Source organism: Burkholderia sp. Ax-1720 (assembly GCF_011753035.1).
GTDB classification, from domain to species: Bacteria; Pseudomonadota; Gammaproteobacteria; order Burkholderiales; family Burkholderiaceae; genus Burkholderia; species Burkholderia gladioli.
Genome location: NZ_VWWK01000055.1, coordinates 20,222 through 37,752, shown reverse-complemented (window position 1 = coordinate 37,752; position 17,531 = coordinate 20,222). Strand labels below are relative to the sequence as shown.

Below are 17,531 nucleotides of genomic sequence, written 5' to 3'. Positions count from 1 at the left end.
CAAGCCCCGGCCCCCGCCGCGGCGCAGCCGGCACCGGCGCCCGTGATCGCCGCCGCGAGCCCCGACGCGGCACTGCAATTGCTCGGCCTGCTGCAGAAGAACGCGCGCTTCGTCGATTTCGTCGAGGAAGACATCGCCGCCTATGCCGACGCCGAGATCGGCGCGGCCGCGCGGCTGGTCCACGAAGGCTGCCGCGCCACGCTGCGCGAGCACTTCACGATCCGCCCGGTGCGCGGCGAGACCGAGGGCGCGCGCGTGACGCTGCCCGCCGGCTTCGACGCCACCGCCAACCGCGTGACCGGCAACGTGGTGGGCGCCGCGCCCTTCACCGGCACGCTGAGCCATCGCGGCTGGCGCGCCGACGAGGTGAAGCTGCCGAAGCTGGTGGCCACGCACGACCTCACGGTGATCGCGCCGGCGGAGGTGGAGCTGTGAGCGAGGCACGTTATTCGATCGGCATCGACCTCGGCACCACCCACTGCGCGTTGTCCTACGTGGACCTGGCTGCCAGCGACGGCGACGCGGCCGCGCAGCAGGTGCTGCCGATCGCGCAGCTCAGCTCGCCGGGCGCGGTGGCCTCGCCCGAGCTGCTGCCCTCCTTCCTCTACCTGCCGCACGAAGGCGAGCTGGCCGCGGGCGACCTGAGCCTGCCCTGGACCGCGAGCCGCGACTACGCGGTCGGCGAGATGGCGCGCAGCCGCGGCGCCGGCACGCCGATCCGGCTGGTGTCGAGCGCGAAGAGCTGGCTGTGCCACCCCGGCGTGGACCGCCGCGCGGCGATCCTGCCCAACGACGCGCCGCCCGAAGTGGCGCGCGTCTCGCCGCTGGAAGCCTCGGTGCGCTACCTGAACCACCTGCGCGAGGCCTGGGACCACGCGCATCCCGATGCGCCCTTCGCCGCGCAGGACGTGACGGTGACGATCCCCGCCTCGTTCGACCCGGCCGCGCGCGAGCTGACGGCCGAGGCCGCGCAGGCCGCCGGCTACACCCGCATGACCCTGCTGGAAGAGCCGCAGGCCGCGCTCTACAGCTGGATCCAGAAGAGCGGCGGCGGCTGGCGCAAGGACGTCAAGGTCGGCGACATCATCCTGGTGGTGGACGTCGGCGGCGGCACCACCGATCTCTCGCTGATCGCGGTGGTGGAGCGCGAAGGCAATCTCGAGCTGCATCGCGTGGCGGTGGGCGAGCACATCCTGCTCGGCGGCGACAACATGGACCTGGCCTTGGCCCACGTGGTGGCCCGCAAGCTGGCCGCGCAGGGCACCCAGGCCGATCCGTGGCAGTTGCGCGCGCTGACCTACGCCTGCCGCGGCGCCAAGGAAACGCTGCTGTCCGATCGCAGCGTCGACACCGTGCCGCTGGTGGTGCCCAGCCGCGGCTCCAAGCTGATCGGCGGCTCGATTCGCACCGAGCTGACGCGCGCCGAACTCACGCAGATCCTGCTCGAAGGCTTCTTCCCGCAGGTCGAGGCCAGCGCCCGCCCGGCCGTGCGCACGCGCGCCGGCCTCACGCAGCTGGGCCTGCCCTATGCGCAGGACGCCGGCATCACGCGCCACCTGGCCGCCTTCCTCGGCAAGCAGGTGGGCGCGCTGGCCGAACTCGACGGGCTGCCGGCCGCCGCGCACCACCCCGGCGCGAGCTTCCTGCACCCGACCGCCGTGCTGTTCAACGGCGGCGTGTTCAAGTCCGAGCTGCTGACCGAGCGCATCCTCGCGATCCTGAACGGCTGGCTGGCCGCCGACGGCGCCGCGCCCGCGCGCCTGCTCGGCGGCGCCGATCTCGACCTCGCGGTGGCACGCGGCGCGGCCTACTACGGCTACGTCAAGCGCGGCCGCGGCGTGCGGATCCGCGGCGGCACGGCGCGCGCCTACTACGTGGCGATCGAATCGGCGATGCCGGCGATCCCCGGCATGGAGCCGCCGATCTCCGCGCTCTGCGTGGCGCCCTTCGGCATGGAGGAAGGCAGCGACGCGGCCTTGCCCGAGCAGGAATTCGGGCTGGTGGTGGGCGAGCCGGTGCAGTTCCGCTTCTTCGGCTCCTCGGTGCGGCGCCAGGACCAGGTGGGCGACATGCTCGACTACTGGTCGCCGGAGGAACTGCAGGAGCTGGAGGCGATCCAGGCCACCCTGCCCGCCGACGGCCGCACGCCGGGCGAGGTGGTGGCCGTGCGCCTGCATGCGCGCGTGACCGAGGCCGGCACGCTCGAACTCGAGGCCGTGCCGCGCGGCAGCGAGGCGCGCTGGAAGGTGGAATTCGACGTGCGCGGCGGCGTGGACGCCTGATGGCGCGATACCACGTTGGGATCGACCTCGGCACCAGCAACACGGTGGTGGCCTATGTCGAGGCGGGTGGCGCGAACGAGGCGGCGATCCGCGTGTTCGAGATCGAGCAGTTGGTGGGGCCCGGCGAGATCGGCGCGGCACCGCTGCTGCCGTCCTCGCGCTATCACCCGGCGCCGGGCGAACTCGCCGCCGAGGCGCTGGCGCTGCCCTGGCCGGCTGGGGAATCGGCAAATCGCGCAACGGATCGCGCCGCCGGGCAGGCCGCCGGCGGCAGCGCGCCGCCTGCCGCGCCGTCCCCTGTAATCGGCCGCCTGGCCCGCCAGCTCGGCGCGCAGGTGCCGGGGCGCCTGGTCAGCAGCGCCAAGAGCTGGCTGTCGAACGCCTCGGTCGACCGGCTCGCGCCGATCCTCCCCTGGGGCGCGCCCGACGAGGTGGAGAAGGTCTCGCCGGTGGCCGCCAGCGCCTCCTATCTCGCGCATGTGCGCGCCGCCTGGAACCATCGTTTCCCCGAAGCGCCGCTGGAACGCCAGGACCTGGTGCTGACCGTGCCCGCCTCGTTCGACGACGGCGCGCGCGCGCTCACGCTGGAGGCCGCGCGCGCCGCCGGCCTGCCCGCGCCGCGCCTGCTCGAGGAGCCGCAGGCGGCCTTCTACGACTGGCTCTACCAACACCGCGACGGGCTCGACGCCGAGCTGGCCGGCTCGCGGCTGGCGCTGGTCTGCGACGTCGGCGGCGGCACCACCGATCTCACCCTGATCCGCGTCGAGACCGACGAGGCAGGTGCCCCGCGCCTGACCCGGATCGGCGTCGGCAATCACCTGATGCTCGGCGGCGACAACATGGATCTCGCACTCGCGCACCTGGCCGAGAGCCGGCTCGCGGGCAAGGACGGCGGTGGCGGCGCGCGCCTGTCGGCGGCGAGCCTGTCGCAACTGGTCGAGCGCTGCCGCGTCGCCAAGGAGCAACTGCTCGGCGAGGCCGCGCCCGATTCGGTGCCGATCACCCTGCTCGGCGCCGGCTCGAAGCTGATCGGCGGGGCGCGCAGCATCCAGCTCGGCCGCGAGGAGGTCGAGCGGATCGTGGTGGACGGCTTCTTCCCGGCCGGCCGCGCCGACGAGCTGCCGCGCCGCTCGCGCGCGGCGATCGTCGAGTTCGGCCTGCCCTACGCGGCCGATCCAGCCGTCACGCGCCACGTGGCGGCCTTCCTGGCACGCTTCGCCGCGTCCTCGGACGAAACCGCCCTGCCCGCAAGCAATGCGCCGGCCGCGCCGCTCGCGATGCCCGACACGCTGCTGCTCAACGGCGGCGTGTTCCGTGCCCAGGCGCTTGCCAAGCGGCTCGCCGACACGCTCGGCGCCTGGCGCGGCGCGCCGCTCAAGCTGCTCAACAACGACCAGCCCGATATCGCCGTGGCGCGCGGCGCGGTGGCCTATGGACTGGCGCGCGCGGGCCGCGCGCCGAGGATCGGCGGTGGCGCGCCGCGCAGCTACTTCCTGGTGCTCGACGAGAACGGCGACACGCGCGGCGCCGGCAAGGGCGGCCAGACGGCCCAAGCCGACGAGGCAGACAACTCGGCCGCCGCTGCCGCCCCCGCGCCTCGCGGCGTCTGCGTGCTGCCGCGCGGCACGCCCGAGGCGCAGGACGTGCGGCTGGACGATCGCACCTTCGCGCTGCGGCTCGGCCATCCCGTGCAGTTCCACCTGGTCTCGACGGTGGCCGAAACGCCCTGGCGGCCCGGCGAGATCGCCGAGCTGTCGGGCGCCGATTTCGTCTGGCTGCCGCCGGTGGCGACCGTGGTGCGCCGGCAAGGCGGCGAACGCCAGCGCGAGCGCAAGGTGCGCCTGACGACGGCGCTGACCGAGCTCGGCACGCTGGAGATGCACTGCGTGGCCACCGACGACGAGGCGCAGCGCTGGCAGCTCGAATTCAAGCTCAGGCAGGACGCGCGCGAGGACGGCGGCGAGGCGCTAGACGAAACGCGTCATCCGCGCCTGGACGAGGCGATCGAGTCGATCGATGCAGTGTTCGGCGCGCCGTCAGCGCGCGTCGACCCGAAGGCCGTGAAGCGCCTGCGCGCGCAACTGGAGCAGACGCTCGGGCCTCGCCAGGACTGGGACCTGGCCCTGCTGCGCGAGCTGTTCGGCGCGCTGTGGGAACGCGCCGGCAAGCGCCGCCGCTCGGCCGACCACGAACGGCTCTGGCTCAACCTGGCCGGCTGGTGCATCCGCCCCGGCTTCGGTCATCCGCTCGACGGCTGGCGCGTCGAGCAGCTCTGGACGCTGTTCGACGACGGCATCCAGCACCTCAACGACGCGCAGGTCTGGTCGGAATGGTGGACGCTGTGGCGCCGCGCGGCGGGCGGCCTGCCGGCCGAGGCGCAGCAGCAGGTGCTGGAAGCGCTGAGCTGGCTGGAGCAGGCCGCCTCGCAGAAGCACCACGGCCTGCCCTTCGATCCCTCGAAGCTCGGCCAGGCCGACATGACGCGCCTGTATGCCTCGCTCGAGCAGATCCCCGCCGAGCGCAAGATCGTCATCGCCGAGGCGCTGCTGGCGAAGCTGGAGCGCGCGCCGGGCAACCGCCAGGACTGGTGGGCGATCGGCCGGCTCGGCGCGCGGCTGCCGTTCCACGGCAGCGCGCACGAGGTAGTGCCGGCCGAGGTCGCCACGCGCTGGCTGGAGGCGATCCTCGCGCTCGACTGGAAGAAGGTGGAGCCGGCGATGTTCGCGGCCGCGCAGATCGCGCGCATGACGGGCGACCGCTCGCGCGACCTGCCCGATGCCGTGCGCGAGACGGTGCTGCGCCGGCTGGAGGCCGCGCATGCCTCGCCGAGCTGGGTGGCGATGGTGCGGGACGTGGTGACGCTGGATAGCGCCGATACCGGGCGCGTGTTCGGCGAGGCGCTGCCGGCGGGCTTGAAGCTGATCGGGTAGACGAACGATCGGATGAAGGGGCGCTCGCTTTCCCGCCTTCTCTCAGCGGATCCGCGAGGCATGCCCCGCGATCACGCGCCAGCGCTGCCCGGAAGCGCGCCAGAGCCGCGTATAGGCGAACTGCCCGTCGATCGGCGTGGAGCCGAAATGCCCCGACAGCTCGGCCTTGGTCACCGTCACCACCATCTCGCCGACGCGCCGCGAGCGCGTCTCGATGATGTCGAGCCGATGCAGGCGCAGCAGCCGCGCGCGATGCGCGTCCAGGTCGTCGTCCTTCGACAGCACCTGCCCGTCCGGCGCCGTGAACACCAGGTCGTCGTCGATCAGTTCGGACAAGGTCATGACATCGTTGGCCAGCATCGCGTCGCGCAATGCCGCTTCGTAGCGGGCGATGGTCTCGATTCCGTTCATGCGAGGCTCCTCGGCGGGCGGAGGCTGCGGGTGGTCGCAGCGTACACGAATCCGGGGAGCGCCGTGGAGGCTCCAGGCATCGGCGGATACCCTGAGTGATCGGATGAGTGAGGTAAGTGGGTGCTGGCTTTGGCGGGGCTTGTTGCGTGGTGCGAAACAAAACCGCTCGATCATCAGGATTCGACCCATTTGAGATTCAAACCGCCGCTCGCCATCCATGCATCACCCCTCCCGCGCCTGCCCCCTGAACACCCGCCGCACGCTCACGAACAGCAGCGGCACGAAGAAGATCCCCAGCACCGTGGCCGCGATCATCCCGCCCAGCACGCCCACCCCGATCGCGTTCTGCGCGCCCGAGCCGGCACCCCTCGCGAGCGCCAGCGGCAGCACGCCGAGGATGAAGGCGAACGAGGTCATCAGGATCGGCCGCAGGCGCTGGCGCGCGGCGTCGAGCGTGGCTTCCAGCAGGCTCGCGCCGCGCGCCTCGCGTTCCAGCGCGAACTCGACGATCAGGATCGCGTTCTTGGCCGCCAGGCCGATGGTGGTCAACAGGCCGACCTTGAAATAGACGTCGTTGGTCTGCCCGAACAGGAAGGCTCCCGCCAGCGCGCCGGCGATGCCCACCGGCACCGACAGCATCACCGCGAACGGGATCGACCAGCTCTCGTACAAGGCGGCCAGGCACAGGAACACCACCAGCACCGAGATCGCATACAGCGCCGTGGCCTGGTTGCCCGACAGCCGTTCCTCGAACGACAAACCTGTCCACTCGTGGCGGAAGCCCGCCGGCAGCGAGGCCACCAGCCGGTCGATCTCGCGCATCGCGTCGCCGGAGCTCACGCCCGGCGCGGCCTCGCCCTGGATCTCCAGCGCCGACATGCCGTTGTAGCGCTCCAGGCGCGTCGCGCCGAAACTCCAGCGGCCCGCCGCGAACGAGGAGAACGGCACCATCTCGCCGCCCGAACCGCGCACGTACCAGTGATCGAGATCGCTCGGGTGCATGCGGAAGCCCGCGTCGGACTGCACGTAGACGCGCTTGACGCGGCCGCGGTCGATGAAGTCGTTGACGTAGTCGCTGCCCCAGGCCACCGACAGCGTGGTGTTCACGTCGGCCAGGTTCAGGCCCAGCGTGCTGGCCTTCGACTGGTCGACCTCGACGGCGAACTGCGGCGTGTCCTCCTGCCCGTTCGGGCGCGTGTTGGCCAGCAGCGCGCTCTTGCCGGCGGCCGCCAGCAGCCGGTCGCGGATCGCGTTGAGCCGCTCGTGGCCGGCGCCGTTCACGTCCTGCAGGAAGAAGTCGAAGCCGTTCGAGGTGCCCATGCCGTCGATCGCGGGCGGCAGCAGCGCATAGACCTGCGCGTCGCGGATCGCCGAGAAGGCGACCTGCGCGCGCTGCGCCACGGCCTGCGCGGACCAATCCGCCTTACGCCGATCCTTGAAGTCCTTCATGCGGATGAAGGCGATGCCGACGTTCTGCCCCGAGCCGCCGAAGCCGTAGCCGGCCACCGTCATCACGCCCTCGACGGCATGCTTCTCGTCCTTCAGGTAGTAATCGGTGACGCGCGAGAGCACCTGCTCGGTGCGATCGCGCATCGCGCCGGCGGGCAACTGCACGGCGGTGATCAGGGTGCCCTGGTCCTCGACCGGCAGGAACGAGCCGGGCAGGCGCACGAACATCCAGCCGGTCACGGCCACCAGCAGCACGAACAGCAGCAGGAAGCGCCGGCCGCGCGCGAGCACGCCCTGCACGCCGCGCCGGTAGGCCAGCGCGCCGCGGTCGAAATTGCGGTTGAACCAGCCGGCCAGGCCGCGCTTGGCGGCATGGTCCTCGCCGCGCTTGAGCAGGGTCGCGCAGAGCGCCGGCGTGAGCACCATCGCCACCAGCACCGACAGCAGCATCGCGGTGACGATGGTCACCGAGAACTGCCGGTAGATGATGCCGGTCGAGCCCGAGAAGAAGGCCATCGGCACGAACACCGCCGACAGCACCGTGGCGATGCCCACCAGCGCGCCGGTGATCTCGCGCATCGACTTGCGGGTGGCCTCGCGCGGCGAGAGCCCTTCCTCGTGCATCACGCGCTCGACGTTCTCCACCACCACGATCGCGTCGTCCACCAGCAGGCCGATCGCCAGCACCATCGCGAACATGGTGAGCGTGTTGATCGAGTAGCCGGCCAGCGCCAGCACGCCGAGCGTGCCGAGCAGCACCACCGGGATCGCCAGCGCCGGGATCAGCGTGGCGCGCACGCTCTGCAGGAACACGAACATCACGATGAACACCAGCACCACGGCCTCGATCAGGGTCTTGACGACCTCCTCGATCGACAGCGTGACGAAGGGCGTGGTGTCGTAGGGATAGAACACCTGCACGCCCTTGGGCATGGTGCCCGCGAGCGAGGCGATGGCGGCCTTCACGGCGCGCGCGGTGTCGATCGCGTTGGCGCCGGGCGCGAGATTGACGCCCAGGCCCGAGGCCGGCATGCCGTTGTAGCGTGATTCGTAGGTGTAGGTTTCCGCGCCCAGCTCGATGCGCGCCACGTCGCGCAGCCGCACGATCGCGCCATCCGCGCCGCTCTTGACGATCACGTTGCCGAACTGCGCCGGCGTCTGCAGGCGGCTCTGCGCGGTGACGGTGGCATTGAGCTGCTGGCCCGGCACGGCCGGCTGCGCGCCGAGCTGGCCGGCCGCCACCTGCGCGTTCTGCGCGCGCAGCGCGTCCTCGATGTCGCCCGGCATCAGCGCGTAGCGGTGCAGCTTCGCGGGGTCGAGCCAGATCCGCATCGCGTAGGCGGCGCCGAACAACTGCGTGTTGCCCACGCCCGGCACGCGCTTGATGGTGTCGTTCATCGCGCTGACCACGAAGTCGTCGAGGTCGGCCGAATCGAGCTTGCCGTCGGCCGAGGCGAAGCCCACCACCATCAGGAAGCTCGCCGAGGACTTGGTGACGGTCAGGCCCGAGGTCTGCACGATGGTCGGCAACTGCGAGGTGACCAGTTGCAGCTTGTTCTGCACCTGCATCTGCGCGACGTCCGGGTCGGCGCGGTTGGTGAAGGTCAGGCGGATCTCCACCTCCCCGGTCGATTCCGACGAGGCCGACATGTATTGCAGGTTGTCCACCCCGGTCATGCCCTGCTCGATCACGCGCGTGACCGAGTTCTCGACCGTGCGCGCATCGGCGCCGGGATAGGTGGCGAAGATCGAGATGGTGGTGGGCGCGATCTCGGGGTACTGCGCCACCGGCAGCGTGCGCAGCGCGAGCAGCCCGCCCAGCATCACCGTGATCGCCAGCACCCAGGCGAAGATCGGGCGGCGAATGAAGAATTCCGACATCGATGCGGCCTCAGCTGACGGCGACGGCCGAGGTGCCGCGCGCCATCGCGTAAGGGAACGGCGACGGCAGCAGGGTCAGCATCGGGCGCGTGGGCAACGGGTGATAGAGCTTTTCGTCGGCGGCCGAGGCCGTGGCGGCCGGCGCCGCCGACGGCGACTGCGCGACGGGCGGGGCTGTCGTGCCGGCCTGCGGCACGGGCTTCTCGCCCGGGTTCGCGCTGGGGCTCGCGCTCGGACTCGGCAAGGGCCTGGCGGGCTCGGCGGCGGCCGGCACCGTGGCCACCGCCGGCTTGATGCCCGCTGTCTCGGCCTGCGCCACCGCCGTGACGCGCCCCGTGGCCGGGTCGATCGCCACCAGGCTGGCCTTCACCGCGTCGCCGTCGCGCACCGCCAGGCTGCCCTCGACGATCACCTGGTCGCCGTCATGCACGCCACGCTCGACGATCAGGTCGTTGCCGTGCTCGCGCGCGCCTTCCAGCACCTGCTCGACCACCTTGCCGTCGCGCACGAACAGCGCGGTGGCCTCGCCGCGCGGATTGCGGCCGATCGCGCGCTGCGGCACCAGGAAGGCGTCGCGCACCGCGCCGGTCTCCAGCACCGCGCGCGCGTACATGCCGGGCAGCAGCAGCCGCTGCGGGTTCGGGAACACCGCGCGCAGCGTGACCGTGCCGGTGGCCGCGTTGACGCTCGATTCCGAGAACTGCAGCGTGCCTTCCAGCGGGTAGCTCGCGCCGTTCTCCAGCCGCAGGCGCACCCGCACCTTGCCGCCCGAGGGGCTCACGCGGCCCGCGTCGATCGCCTGGCGCAGGTTCAGCAGGTTCGCGCTGGATTCGGTCAGGTCCACGTTGATCGGGTCGATCAGGCGGATGGTGGTCAGCGCGGTGCCCTGGCTCTCGGTGACGAGCGCGCCCGGCGTCAGTGAGGACTTGTCGATGCGACCCGAGATCGGCGCGCGGATCGTCGTGTAGGCGAGGTTGATGCGCGCCGTCTCGAGCGCGGCGCGCTCCACCGCCACGCTCGCGCGCGCCTGCGCCAGCGTCTCCACCGAGGTTTCGTACTCCTGCTTGCTCATCGCCTGGGCGCGCGTCAGGATCGCGTTGCGATCGGCGCGGGCCAGGGCCGTCGGCACGGCCGCCTCGGCGCGCTGCAGCGCGGCCTTCGCGCTGTCGTAGGCGGCCTGGTAGGGCGCCGGATCGATCCGGTAGAGCGGCTGGCCGGCCTGCACGTCGCTGCCCTCGACGAACAGGCGCTCGCGCACCACGCCCGAGATCTGCGGGCGCACCTCGGATTCGAGCGAGGCCACCACGCGGCCCGCCAGCTCGGTGCTGAGCGGCACGCTCTGGCGGTGCAGCGCGATCACGCTGACCGGGGTGGCCGGCGCGGCGGCGGCGCCGTCGGCGGGATGCCGGTCGCGGCAGGCCGCGGCGCCCAGCAGCAGGGCCAGCGCGGGCGCGGCGAGAGAAAGGATACGCAGGCGATTCATGATGATCGGGACACGGTGGGTGAGGCGGGCTGGCCACGCTGGCCGCCGGCTGCGCCGCAGTCGGGCGCAAGGAGGCGATGCCGCCAGACTGCCGATCATCGGGCCCCACGATTCAGCGTTTGTGGAGAAGCGATGGAGGTTCGATGGACCCGCGCCTCGCGCCCGCGCGAGGCCGCGACGCCCCGCGCTATCATGTGCCGGCCATCCTTCCATGGCTTCCTGCCCCCGCACGACCACCATGAACGCGCTGATCCTGATCGCCGAAGACGAACCCGAAATCGCCGAGATCCTCGATGCCTACCTGACGCGCGAGGGCTTTCGCACCTACCGGGTGGCCGACGGCCAGACCGCGCTCGACGTCCATCCGGTACTCAAGCCCGACCTGGTGCTGCTCGACGTGAAGATGCCCGGCCTGGACGGCTGGGCGGTGCTGACCGAGCTGCGCCGGCGCGGCGCCACGCCGGTGATCATGCTGACCGCGATGGACCAGGACATCGACCGCCTGCAGGGCCTGCGCTTCGGCGCCGACGACTACATCGTCAAGCCCTTCAATCCGGTGGAGGTGGTGGCGCGCACCCAGGCCGTGCTGCGCCGCGCCGGCACGCAGGGCCGCTCGCAGGTGATCCGCGCCGGGCGCATCGAGATCGACACCGAGAGCTACGTGGCGCGCGTGCTCGGCGCGGGCGCAGCGCAAGCCGGGGCCGCCGCGAACGCGGGCGACGTCACGCTGGCGCTGACGCTGACCGAGTTCCGCCTGCTCGCGCACATGGCGAAGTCGCCGCAACGCGTGTTCAGCCGCGGCGAGCTGGTCGATGCCTGCCTGCCCGGCGGCGACGCGCTGGAGCGCACCGTCGACAGCCACGTCAGCAACCTGCGCAAGAAGCTCGAACAGGCCGGCGCCTGCGGGCTGCTGGCGGTGGTGCGCGGCGTGGGCTACCGGCTCGAGAGCGGCGCATGAACCCGCGCCGGCGCCTCAGCCGCCAGATCGTCTGGTCGATGGGGCTGGTGTCGGTGATCACCACCCTGATCGCCTTCGTCGGCTCGTACCTGATCTACGGCCTGCTGTTCACCTACCTGCCGCAACTGCAGCAGCCCGAGGATTCCTGGGTGCCGCGCACGCCCGACTACCTGATCTTTGCCGGCACGCTGCTGGTGGCGCTGGTGGCCGCGATCGTGATCGCGCTGCGCCTGGCGCGGCGCATCCTGGCGCCGCTCAACTCCCTGGCCGAGAGCGCGCGCGCCATCGCGGCCGGCGACCTGGCCGCGCGCGCCATCCCCGGCGACCGCACGCTCGGCGAGACCGCCCACCTGGTGGACGACTTCAACTCGATGGCCGGCAAGCTGCAGACCATGGCGGCCGACATGGCGCAATGGAACGCCGCGATCGCGCACGAGCTGCGCACCCCGCTGACGATCCTGCAAGGGCGCCTGCAGGGCCTCGCCGACGGCGTGTTCAAGCCCGACGACGCGCTGATCCGCGGGCTGCTCTCGCATGTCGAGGGGCTTTCGCGGCTGGTCGACGACCTGCGCATCGTGACCCTGCAGGACAGCGGACATTTCGAACTCCGAAGCGCGAGCGCCGATCTTGGCGAGGAAGCGCGCCGCGCGGTGGAATCGATCCGGCCCGCGCTGGAGGAAGCCGGCTTCGTGCTGGAGCTGCGGCTGGCCTCGGCGGTGGCGCGCTGCGACGGCGCGCGCGTGCGCCAGGCCCTGATCGCCCTGCTCGACAATGCCCGTCGCTACGCCACGCCGGGGCCGCTGCGGGTGGCCGTGGCGCGGGCCGGCGAGCTGGTGGTGCTGTCGGTGGAGGATGCGGGGCCGGGCCTTGCCGCCGAATTCGCCAAGCAGGCCTTCGCGCCCTTCACGCGCGCCGACGCCTCGCGCTCGCGGCAGTTGGGCGGCTCGGGGCTGGGGCTGTCGGTGGTGCGCGCCATCGCGATGGCGCACGGCGGCTGGGTGCAGTACCGCACCTCCGCGCAAGGCGGTGCCGTGTTCGAGATCGAACTGCCGATCAAGGGGCGCTGAGGCGGGATCGTCACGTTGTCCTGCGCAAATGCAGCCACGCGAGCGCGACGGCGATCCGCATCCCGCCCTACACTGTCGAGGTTCTCACTCGACGGAGACGCACACGATGCATTACGAACTCTATTACTGGCCCAGCATCCAGGGGCGGGGCGAATACGTCCGCCTGGCCCTCGAGGCCGCCGAGGCCGACTACACCGACGTGGCCCGCCAGCACGGCCGCCGCCAGGGCGACGGCATGTCGGCGATGATGGAACTGCTCGACGCCGAGCTGCCCACGCCGCCGTTCGCGCCGCCCTTCCTGAAGGCGGGTGAGCAGATCATCGGCCAGACCCCGAATATCCTGCTGTTCCTCGGCCCCAAGCTGCACCTCGCGCCGAAGGACGAAGCCGGCCGCCTGTGGGCACATCAATTGCAACTGACGGTGGCCGACTTCGTCACCGAGATCCACGACACGCATCACCCGATCGCGTCCAACCTCTACTACGAGGACCAGAAGGCCGAGGCCTCTATGCGCTCGGAAGACTTCATCCGTCACCGCCTGCCGAAGTTTCTCGGTTATTTCGAGCGTGTGCGCGAGCAGAATCCGCATAAAGGCGGCTTCATGGTGGGCGGGCAGGTCAGTTATGTCGATCTGTCGATCTTTCAGTTGATCGAAGGATTGCGCTACGCGTTCCCGAAGGCGATGGCGCGGGCGGAGAAGAAGTATGGGGGGTTGGTGGAGATTCGTGATCGGGTCGCCGCGCATCCGCCGATTGCGAGTTATCTGGAATCGGACCGGCGGATTGCGTTCAATCAGGAAGGGATTTTCCGTCACTATCTCGAGCTGGATCGCTGAGGGGCTGTGATGAGGCCGTGGGGCGCCGGGGTGTGTCGCTGGCGCTGCAGTTTTGGGATTTTCTACCGGCTTCGGGTAATTGGCTTTGCTCGCTGTTCCGGGGGCGTCTGCCAGCCAGGAAATTGACTTTCGGCCGGCTGAGTCGACCAACCGAAGCACGGCAAACACTGGCCATCCGAACTGCGCCAAGCGTTGCCGACGGGGCTTGCTCGAAGCCCCATCGCTTCGCTGACTCACCAGCGGTGGATGCTACTTGCTCCGCATAAACGTGCTTCCGTTATACCGATACTCGCGCGTCGCATTACCGGCATCGTCGATATTGGTCCACGCAATCTTGAGTCCGAGCGGGTTCTCGATCCACTCGATTGCAAGCCACGGTGACCGATAGTCGCCGTCGGTATAGAGTGACACGCTGTGCAAACAGCTCTGTACCGGCATCGAAAATCTCGGGTCTGCGGCCGTATCGTTGACCTGCAGCACATACAACCTGCTTTCCTCCCCAGCTCCGCAAAAACCCATCGGCTGATTGCTCGATGACTGACTCACGACCACCAACACGAACTCTTTTCCGTCGACAAGCTTCGAGGTCGCCGATGGAAATCCAATGCCCGACGCCGAGGCCACGGTTCGACGAAGCGCGGCAGGCAACTTCATCGTGATGGTGCGGTGATGGGCCATGTCTACTTCAACCAGTCGCTTCCCATCTTCAGCCTGCTGGACTTCATGTCCATTCGACAGCCGAACCGAGGTTGGTGCTTGTTCGTCCGCGACGGCGTTGACCGCACCAGAGACAGCAACAACAATAACGCAATGCTTAATTACCGAAGATATGATCGACATAGCAGAAAGCACCTCATACCCTTTGGGCAGGCCGCATACTGGATCACGGCGATGTCAGCGAATATTTACAAAAAAATTATTTAACTTGATCCATATAATTCTGAAGTGACTTGACTCTCTCGTACGTCAGCTCAGCAAGGCACCGGGAGTGATTGACCATGATCCATTGCTGAGCGCCTCCACTGATACTCACGCTCAACTCACACTCGGCGTCTCGAAAGGCGATCCAAGCTTTCTGCGCGGAAATAAGTTCTGCCCTTACGTCCACCCCTGCGTCCGGATCACTTTTTACTGCCCCCAACAATTTTTTATATATTTGATTAAGTTTCACATCAGACGACTTCCGCATCTTTTCCGCGCATACGTAGCTTGCCTGAGCACTATCCAAGCCAAGTCCCCCAGGAGGATTGTCACAATCGGCGGCATACGCTCCCGACCAGGCCAGCAGCAACCCACAAGTCAAAAAAGCAGCTTTCAGGTCAATACCGAATATAAGCTTCATTCATCACACTCCCCGCGGCACATTTCAATTCAATACCGATCTTCCGAACAGGCCTGCCGCCGAGTTTATTTTTCGGCATCAAATCCTGCAATATGCTCAGCAGACGCACTTTCATCCGCATTGTCTGAAAACAGCACGGACACGCATACCTCCGCCTCCCGCGCCCCTCCCCTTCATTCCCCCTACAAACCTTTCCCCATGAAATATTAGAAGCCCACCTTGCAAGTTTGCCTTCCTTTTTATACGATACCGCCCATGACGACCTCCGCCGAATCCGAACGCTCGCTCGAAGCCACCGTTGCCGACCTCACGCTGGCGATCGGGCAATTGGTGCGCCGCGTGCGCTCCGAAGTCGACCCGAGCGACTACAACCTGTCCCAGCTCAGCGTGCTCTCGCGCATCGAACGCCATGGCGCGCTGACCACCGCCGATCTCGCGCGCGCCGAATCGATGAAGCCGCAGTCGATGGGCGCGCTGGTGGTCGGACTCGAACAGGCGGGGCTGGTCGAACGCCAGCCGCATCCGAGCGACGGCCGCCAGTGGCTGATCGCGCTCACGCCCGCCGGCGCGGCCGTCTCGCAGCAGCGGCGCAGCGCCAAGCGCGCCTGGCTGCTGGAAGCGGTGCGCCAGCTAAGCGACGAGGAGCGCCGCGCGCTGCGCGCGGCCACGCCCTTGCTGCGCAGGCTCGCCGAACGCTGACGCTGCCGTCCCCGCACACGGCGCGATAACCGCGCCACGCATCCCCCGAGGCGCGGCGCATGCACGCCGCGTCGTTCCACCGAGCCACCGGCTCGCCCCCGTCAACGGCCCCAGGCCGAAGGAGCTTCCCCATGACCGCCACCGTCCTCGATTCCAAGACCGCGCTGATCGTCGTCGACCTGCAGAAGGGCATCGTCGCGCTGCCCGTCGCGCACTCGCCGGCCGGCGTGGTCGAGCAGTCGGTCAAGCTGATCGATGCGTTCCGCGCGCACCACCTGCCGGTGGTGCTGGTCAACGTCACCGGCATGGCGCCGGGCCGCAACGAGCAGCCGCACAGCGGCGGCGCGCTGCCGGCCGACTGGGCCGAGCTGCTGCCCGAGCTGAAGCAGCAGCCCGACGACCTGCTGGTCACCAAGCGCAGCTGGTGCGCCTTCACCGGCACCGATCTCGACGCCCAACTGAAGCAGGCCGGCGTCACCCAGGTGGTGCTGTGCGGCATCGCCACCAGCATCGGCGTGGAATCGACCGCGCGCGTCGCGCATGCGCTCGGCTACAACGTCACGCTGGCCGTCGACGCGATGACCGACCTGAAGGCCGAGGCGCATGCCAACAGCCTCGAACGCATCTTCCCGCGCCTCGGCGAGACCGCCACCGCGCAGGAAATCGTCGCCCTGCTCGACGCCCGTCGTGCCTGATCGCGCTTCCGGCGGCGGCTCCGCCGACACGGCAAGGCCGTCGCGCGCCGCCGCCTCGCCCGCGCGGCGCGAACCGCCCGAACCCCTGGATCCCTCGGTCTGGCGGATCTGCGCGGTGGCGATGCTGGGCGGCCTGCTCGCGCAGCTCGACGCGACCATCGTCAACGTCTCGCTGTCGAGCCTGGCCGGCGTGATGCGCACCAGCCTGTCGACCATCCAGTGGGTCACCAGCGCCTACCTGCTGGCGCTCACGCTGGCCCTGCCGCTGAGCGGCTGGCTGGTCGACCGGCTCGGCGCCAAGCGCGTCTACCTCGGCTGCTTCGCGGCCTTCACGCTCACTTCCGCCTTGTGCGGCCTGGCCTGGTCGGCCGGCTCGCTGATCGCGTTCCGCGTGCTGCAGGGCGTGAGCGGCGGCCTGCTCGCGCCGATGGCCCAGATGACGATCGCGCGCGTGGCCGGCAAGCAGATGGCGCGCGTGGTCGGCTACACGGCGGTGCCGGTGCTGTTCGCGCCGATCGTCGGGCCGGTGCTGGCCGGCGCGCTGCTCGACTACGCCTCGTGGCGCTGGCTGTTCCTGATGAACCTGCCGATCGGCCTGCTCGGCCTGGCGCTGGCGGTGCGCTTCCTGCCCGCCGACGTGCGCGGCGCCGAACCGCGAAGGCTCGACTGGATCGGCTTCGCGCTGCTGTCGCCCTCGCTGGCCCTGCTGCTGTTCGGCTGCGAGCGTCTGGCGCGCCCTGAAGGCATCGCCTCGATCGCGGCCGGTGCCGTGATGCTGGCTGGTTTCCTCTGGCGCGCGCGGCGCATCGGCCAACGTGCCCTGATCGATCTCGCGCTGTTCCGCCGACGCGTGTTCGCCACCGCGTCCGTCACGCAATTCGTCTGGAACGGCGCGCTGTTCGTCGGCCAGATGCTGGTGCCGCTCTACCTGATCGACGGCGTCGGCCGCACGCCGGGCGAGATGGGCTGGCTGCTCGCGCCGACGGGGCTCGGCATGCTGGTCACCTATCCCGCGATGGGCGCGCTGACCTCGCGCTTCGGGCTGCGCCGCGTCTCGGCCAGCGGCGCGCTGCTCGCGCTGGCGGCCACGCTGCCGATGATCTGGATGCCGCTGCAAGGCTTCCAGCTCGGCCTGCTGCTGGTCACGCAGTTCCTGCGCGGGATGGGGCAGAGCGCGATCGGCGTGCCGACCATCACGGCCGCCTATGCCGCCGTGCCGCGCGAATCGCTGCCGATGGCCACCACCGCGCTCAACATCGTGCAGCGGCTGGGCGGCCCGGTGCTGACCACGCTCTGCACCACCCTGGTCGCGTGGCGCCTGGCGGGTACCTCGGCGCTATCGTCGAGCGCGGCGCTCGCGCATGCGCCCGCTTACGCCTGGGGCTTCGCGATGCTGGCGGCGATGTACGCGCTGCTGTTCGTCGGGGCGATGAACCTGCCGGCGCGATCGGAAGGCGCGGCGCAGCCGGGCGCGCGATAATCGCCCTTCCCCGAACCCG

General features: G+C 69.9%; 14 protein-coding genes. 9 read left to right on the top strand and 5 right to left on the bottom strand.

Annotated features, from left to right (window positions below; all coding sequences use genetic code 11):
- The 3 genes from F3J18_RS17730 to F3J18_RS17720 all read left to right on the top strand — a co-directional run.
- On the top strand, positions 1 to 435 hold a 435-nt coding region (locus F3J18_RS17730), incomplete at its 5' end, for a DUF2760 domain-containing protein (protein ID WP_166913523.1).
- A complete protein-coding gene (locus F3J18_RS17725) occupies positions 432 to 2,282 on the top strand; it encodes an Hsp70 family protein (protein WP_166913522.1) in 1,851 nt (616 codons plus the stop codon). The genes F3J18_RS17730 and F3J18_RS17725, both read left to right, overlap by 4 nt.
- Positions 2,282 to 5,212 carry an Hsp70 family protein gene (locus tag F3J18_RS17720; RefSeq protein ID WP_166913521.1) on the top strand — a complete coding sequence of 977 codons (2,931 nt, stop codon included), beginning with the start codon at positions 2,282 to 2,284 and terminating at the stop codon, positions 5,210 to 5,212. The genes F3J18_RS17725 and F3J18_RS17720 overlap by 1 nt, the downstream gene beginning before the upstream one ends.
- 42 nt (positions 5,213 to 5,254) lie before the next feature.
- Here F3J18_RS17720 and F3J18_RS17715 read toward each other — a convergent pair whose 3' ends face one another.
- From F3J18_RS17715 to F3J18_RS17705, 3 genes are all read right to left on the bottom strand, one after another.
- On the bottom strand, positions 5,255 to 5,623 hold the full coding sequence (locus F3J18_RS17715; protein WP_166913520.1) for a nuclear transport factor 2 family protein: 369 nt from the start codon (positions 5,621 to 5,623) through the stop codon (positions 5,255 to 5,257).
- A 222-nt stretch (positions 5,624 to 5,845) separates the two neighbouring features.
- Positions 5,846 to 8,953 (bottom strand): efflux RND transporter permease subunit, encoded by a 3,108-nt coding sequence (locus tag F3J18_RS17710; RefSeq protein ID WP_166913519.1) that lies wholly within the window; start codon positions 8,951 to 8,953, stop codon positions 5,846 to 5,848.
- Positions 8,954 to 8,963: 10 nt separating this feature from the next.
- On the bottom strand, positions 8,964 to 10,436 hold the full coding sequence (locus F3J18_RS17705) for an efflux RND transporter periplasmic adaptor subunit (RefSeq protein WP_166913518.1): 1,473 nt from the start codon (positions 10,434 to 10,436) through the stop codon (positions 8,964 to 8,966).
- A 238-nt stretch (positions 10,437 to 10,674) separates the two neighbouring features.
- On the opposite strand from F3J18_RS17705, the gene F3J18_RS17700 reads away from it, so the two are divergent.
- The 3 genes from F3J18_RS17700 (at position 10,675) to F3J18_RS17690 (ending at position 13,296) form a co-directional block, all read left to right on the top strand.
- Entirely contained in the window at positions 10,675 to 11,394 is a 720-nt protein-coding gene (locus tag F3J18_RS17700) for a response regulator (RefSeq protein WP_025098225.1), read from the top strand.
- Complete coding sequence (locus F3J18_RS17695; RefSeq protein ID WP_166913517.1) at positions 11,391 to 12,461, top strand: ATP-binding protein; 1,071 nt, start codon at positions 11,391 to 11,393, stop codon at positions 12,459 to 12,461. Before F3J18_RS17700 ends, F3J18_RS17695 begins: the two co-directional genes overlap by 4 nt.
- A 106-nt stretch (positions 12,462 to 12,567) precedes the next feature.
- Entirely contained in the window at positions 12,568 to 13,296 is a 729-nt protein-coding gene (locus F3J18_RS17690) for a glutathione S-transferase (protein WP_166913516.1), read from the top strand.
- Positions 13,297 to 13,545: 249 nt separating this feature from the next.
- Here F3J18_RS17690 and F3J18_RS17685 read toward each other — a convergent pair whose 3' ends face one another.
- A complete protein-coding gene (locus F3J18_RS17685; RefSeq protein ID WP_166913515.1) occupies positions 13,546 to 14,136 on the bottom strand; it encodes a hypothetical protein in 591 nt (196 codons plus the stop codon).
- Between the two features lie 76 nt (positions 14,137 to 14,212).
- On the bottom strand, positions 14,213 to 14,638 hold the full coding sequence (locus tag F3J18_RS17680; RefSeq protein ID WP_166913514.1) for a lysozyme inhibitor LprI family protein: 426 nt from the start codon (positions 14,636 to 14,638) through the stop codon (positions 14,213 to 14,215).
- Positions 14,639 to 14,893: 255 nt separating this feature from the next.
- Between F3J18_RS17680 and F3J18_RS17675 the strand changes: the two genes are divergently transcribed.
- From F3J18_RS17675 to F3J18_RS17665, 3 genes are all read left to right on the top strand, one after another.
- The gene (locus F3J18_RS17675) at positions 14,894 to 15,337 is read left to right on the top strand and encodes a MarR family transcriptional regulator (RefSeq protein WP_025098221.1); all 444 of its coding nucleotides are present in this window, start codon (positions 14,894 to 14,896) and stop codon (positions 15,335 to 15,337) included.
- A 131-nt stretch (positions 15,338 to 15,468) separates the two neighbouring features.
- Positions 15,469 to 16,032: an isochorismatase family protein gene (locus F3J18_RS17670; protein WP_166913513.1), complete on the top strand. Its 564-nt coding sequence runs from the start codon at positions 15,469 to 15,471 to the stop codon at positions 16,030 to 16,032.
- Positions 16,033 to 16,117: 85 nt separating this feature from the next.
- Complete coding sequence (locus F3J18_RS17665) at positions 16,118 to 17,512, top strand: DHA2 family efflux MFS transporter permease subunit (RefSeq protein ID WP_051598251.1); 1,395 nt, start codon at positions 16,118 to 16,120, stop codon at positions 17,510 to 17,512.
- Positions 17,513 to 17,531 lie beyond the last annotated feature (19 nt).

What these genes read in the sequence shown, in the direction of transcription:
- F3J18_RS17720 (WP_166913521.1), top strand. Translation starts at nt 2,282, where the DNA reads ATGGCGCGATACCACGTTGGGATCGACCTCGGCACCAGCAACACGGTG.
- F3J18_RS17715 (WP_166913520.1), bottom strand. Translation starts at nt 5,623, where the DNA reads ATGAACGGAATCGAGACCATCGCCCGCTACGAAGCGGCATTGCGCGAC.
- F3J18_RS17710 (WP_166913519.1), bottom strand. Translation starts at nt 8,953, where the DNA reads ATGTCGGAATTCTTCATTCGCCGCCCGATCTTCGCCTGGGTGCTGGCG.
- F3J18_RS17705 (WP_166913518.1), bottom strand. Translation starts at nt 10,436, where the DNA reads ATGAATCGCCTGCGTATCCTTTCTCTCGCCGCGCCCGCGCTGGCCCTG.
- F3J18_RS17700 (WP_025098225.1), top strand. Translation starts at nt 10,675, where the DNA reads ATGAACGCGCTGATCCTGATCGCCGAAGACGAACCCGAAATCGCCGAG.
- F3J18_RS17695 (WP_166913517.1), top strand. Translation starts at nt 11,391, where the DNA reads ATGAACCCGCGCCGGCGCCTCAGCCGCCAGATCGTCTGGTCGATGGGG.
- F3J18_RS17690 (WP_166913516.1), top strand. Translation starts at nt 12,568, where the DNA reads ATGCATTACGAACTCTATTACTGGCCCAGCATCCAGGGGCGGGGCGAA.
- F3J18_RS17685 (WP_166913515.1), bottom strand. Translation starts at nt 14,136, where the DNA reads ATGTCGATCATATCTTCGGTAATTAAGCATTGCGTTATTGTTGTTGCT.
- F3J18_RS17680 (WP_166913514.1), bottom strand. Translation starts at nt 14,638, where the DNA reads ATGAAGCTTATATTCGGTATTGACCTGAAAGCTGCTTTTTTGACTTGT.
- F3J18_RS17675 (WP_025098221.1), top strand. Translation starts at nt 14,894, where the DNA reads ATGACGACCTCCGCCGAATCCGAACGCTCGCTCGAAGCCACCGTTGCC.
- F3J18_RS17670 (WP_166913513.1), top strand. Translation starts at nt 15,469, where the DNA reads ATGACCGCCACCGTCCTCGATTCCAAGACCGCGCTGATCGTCGTCGAC.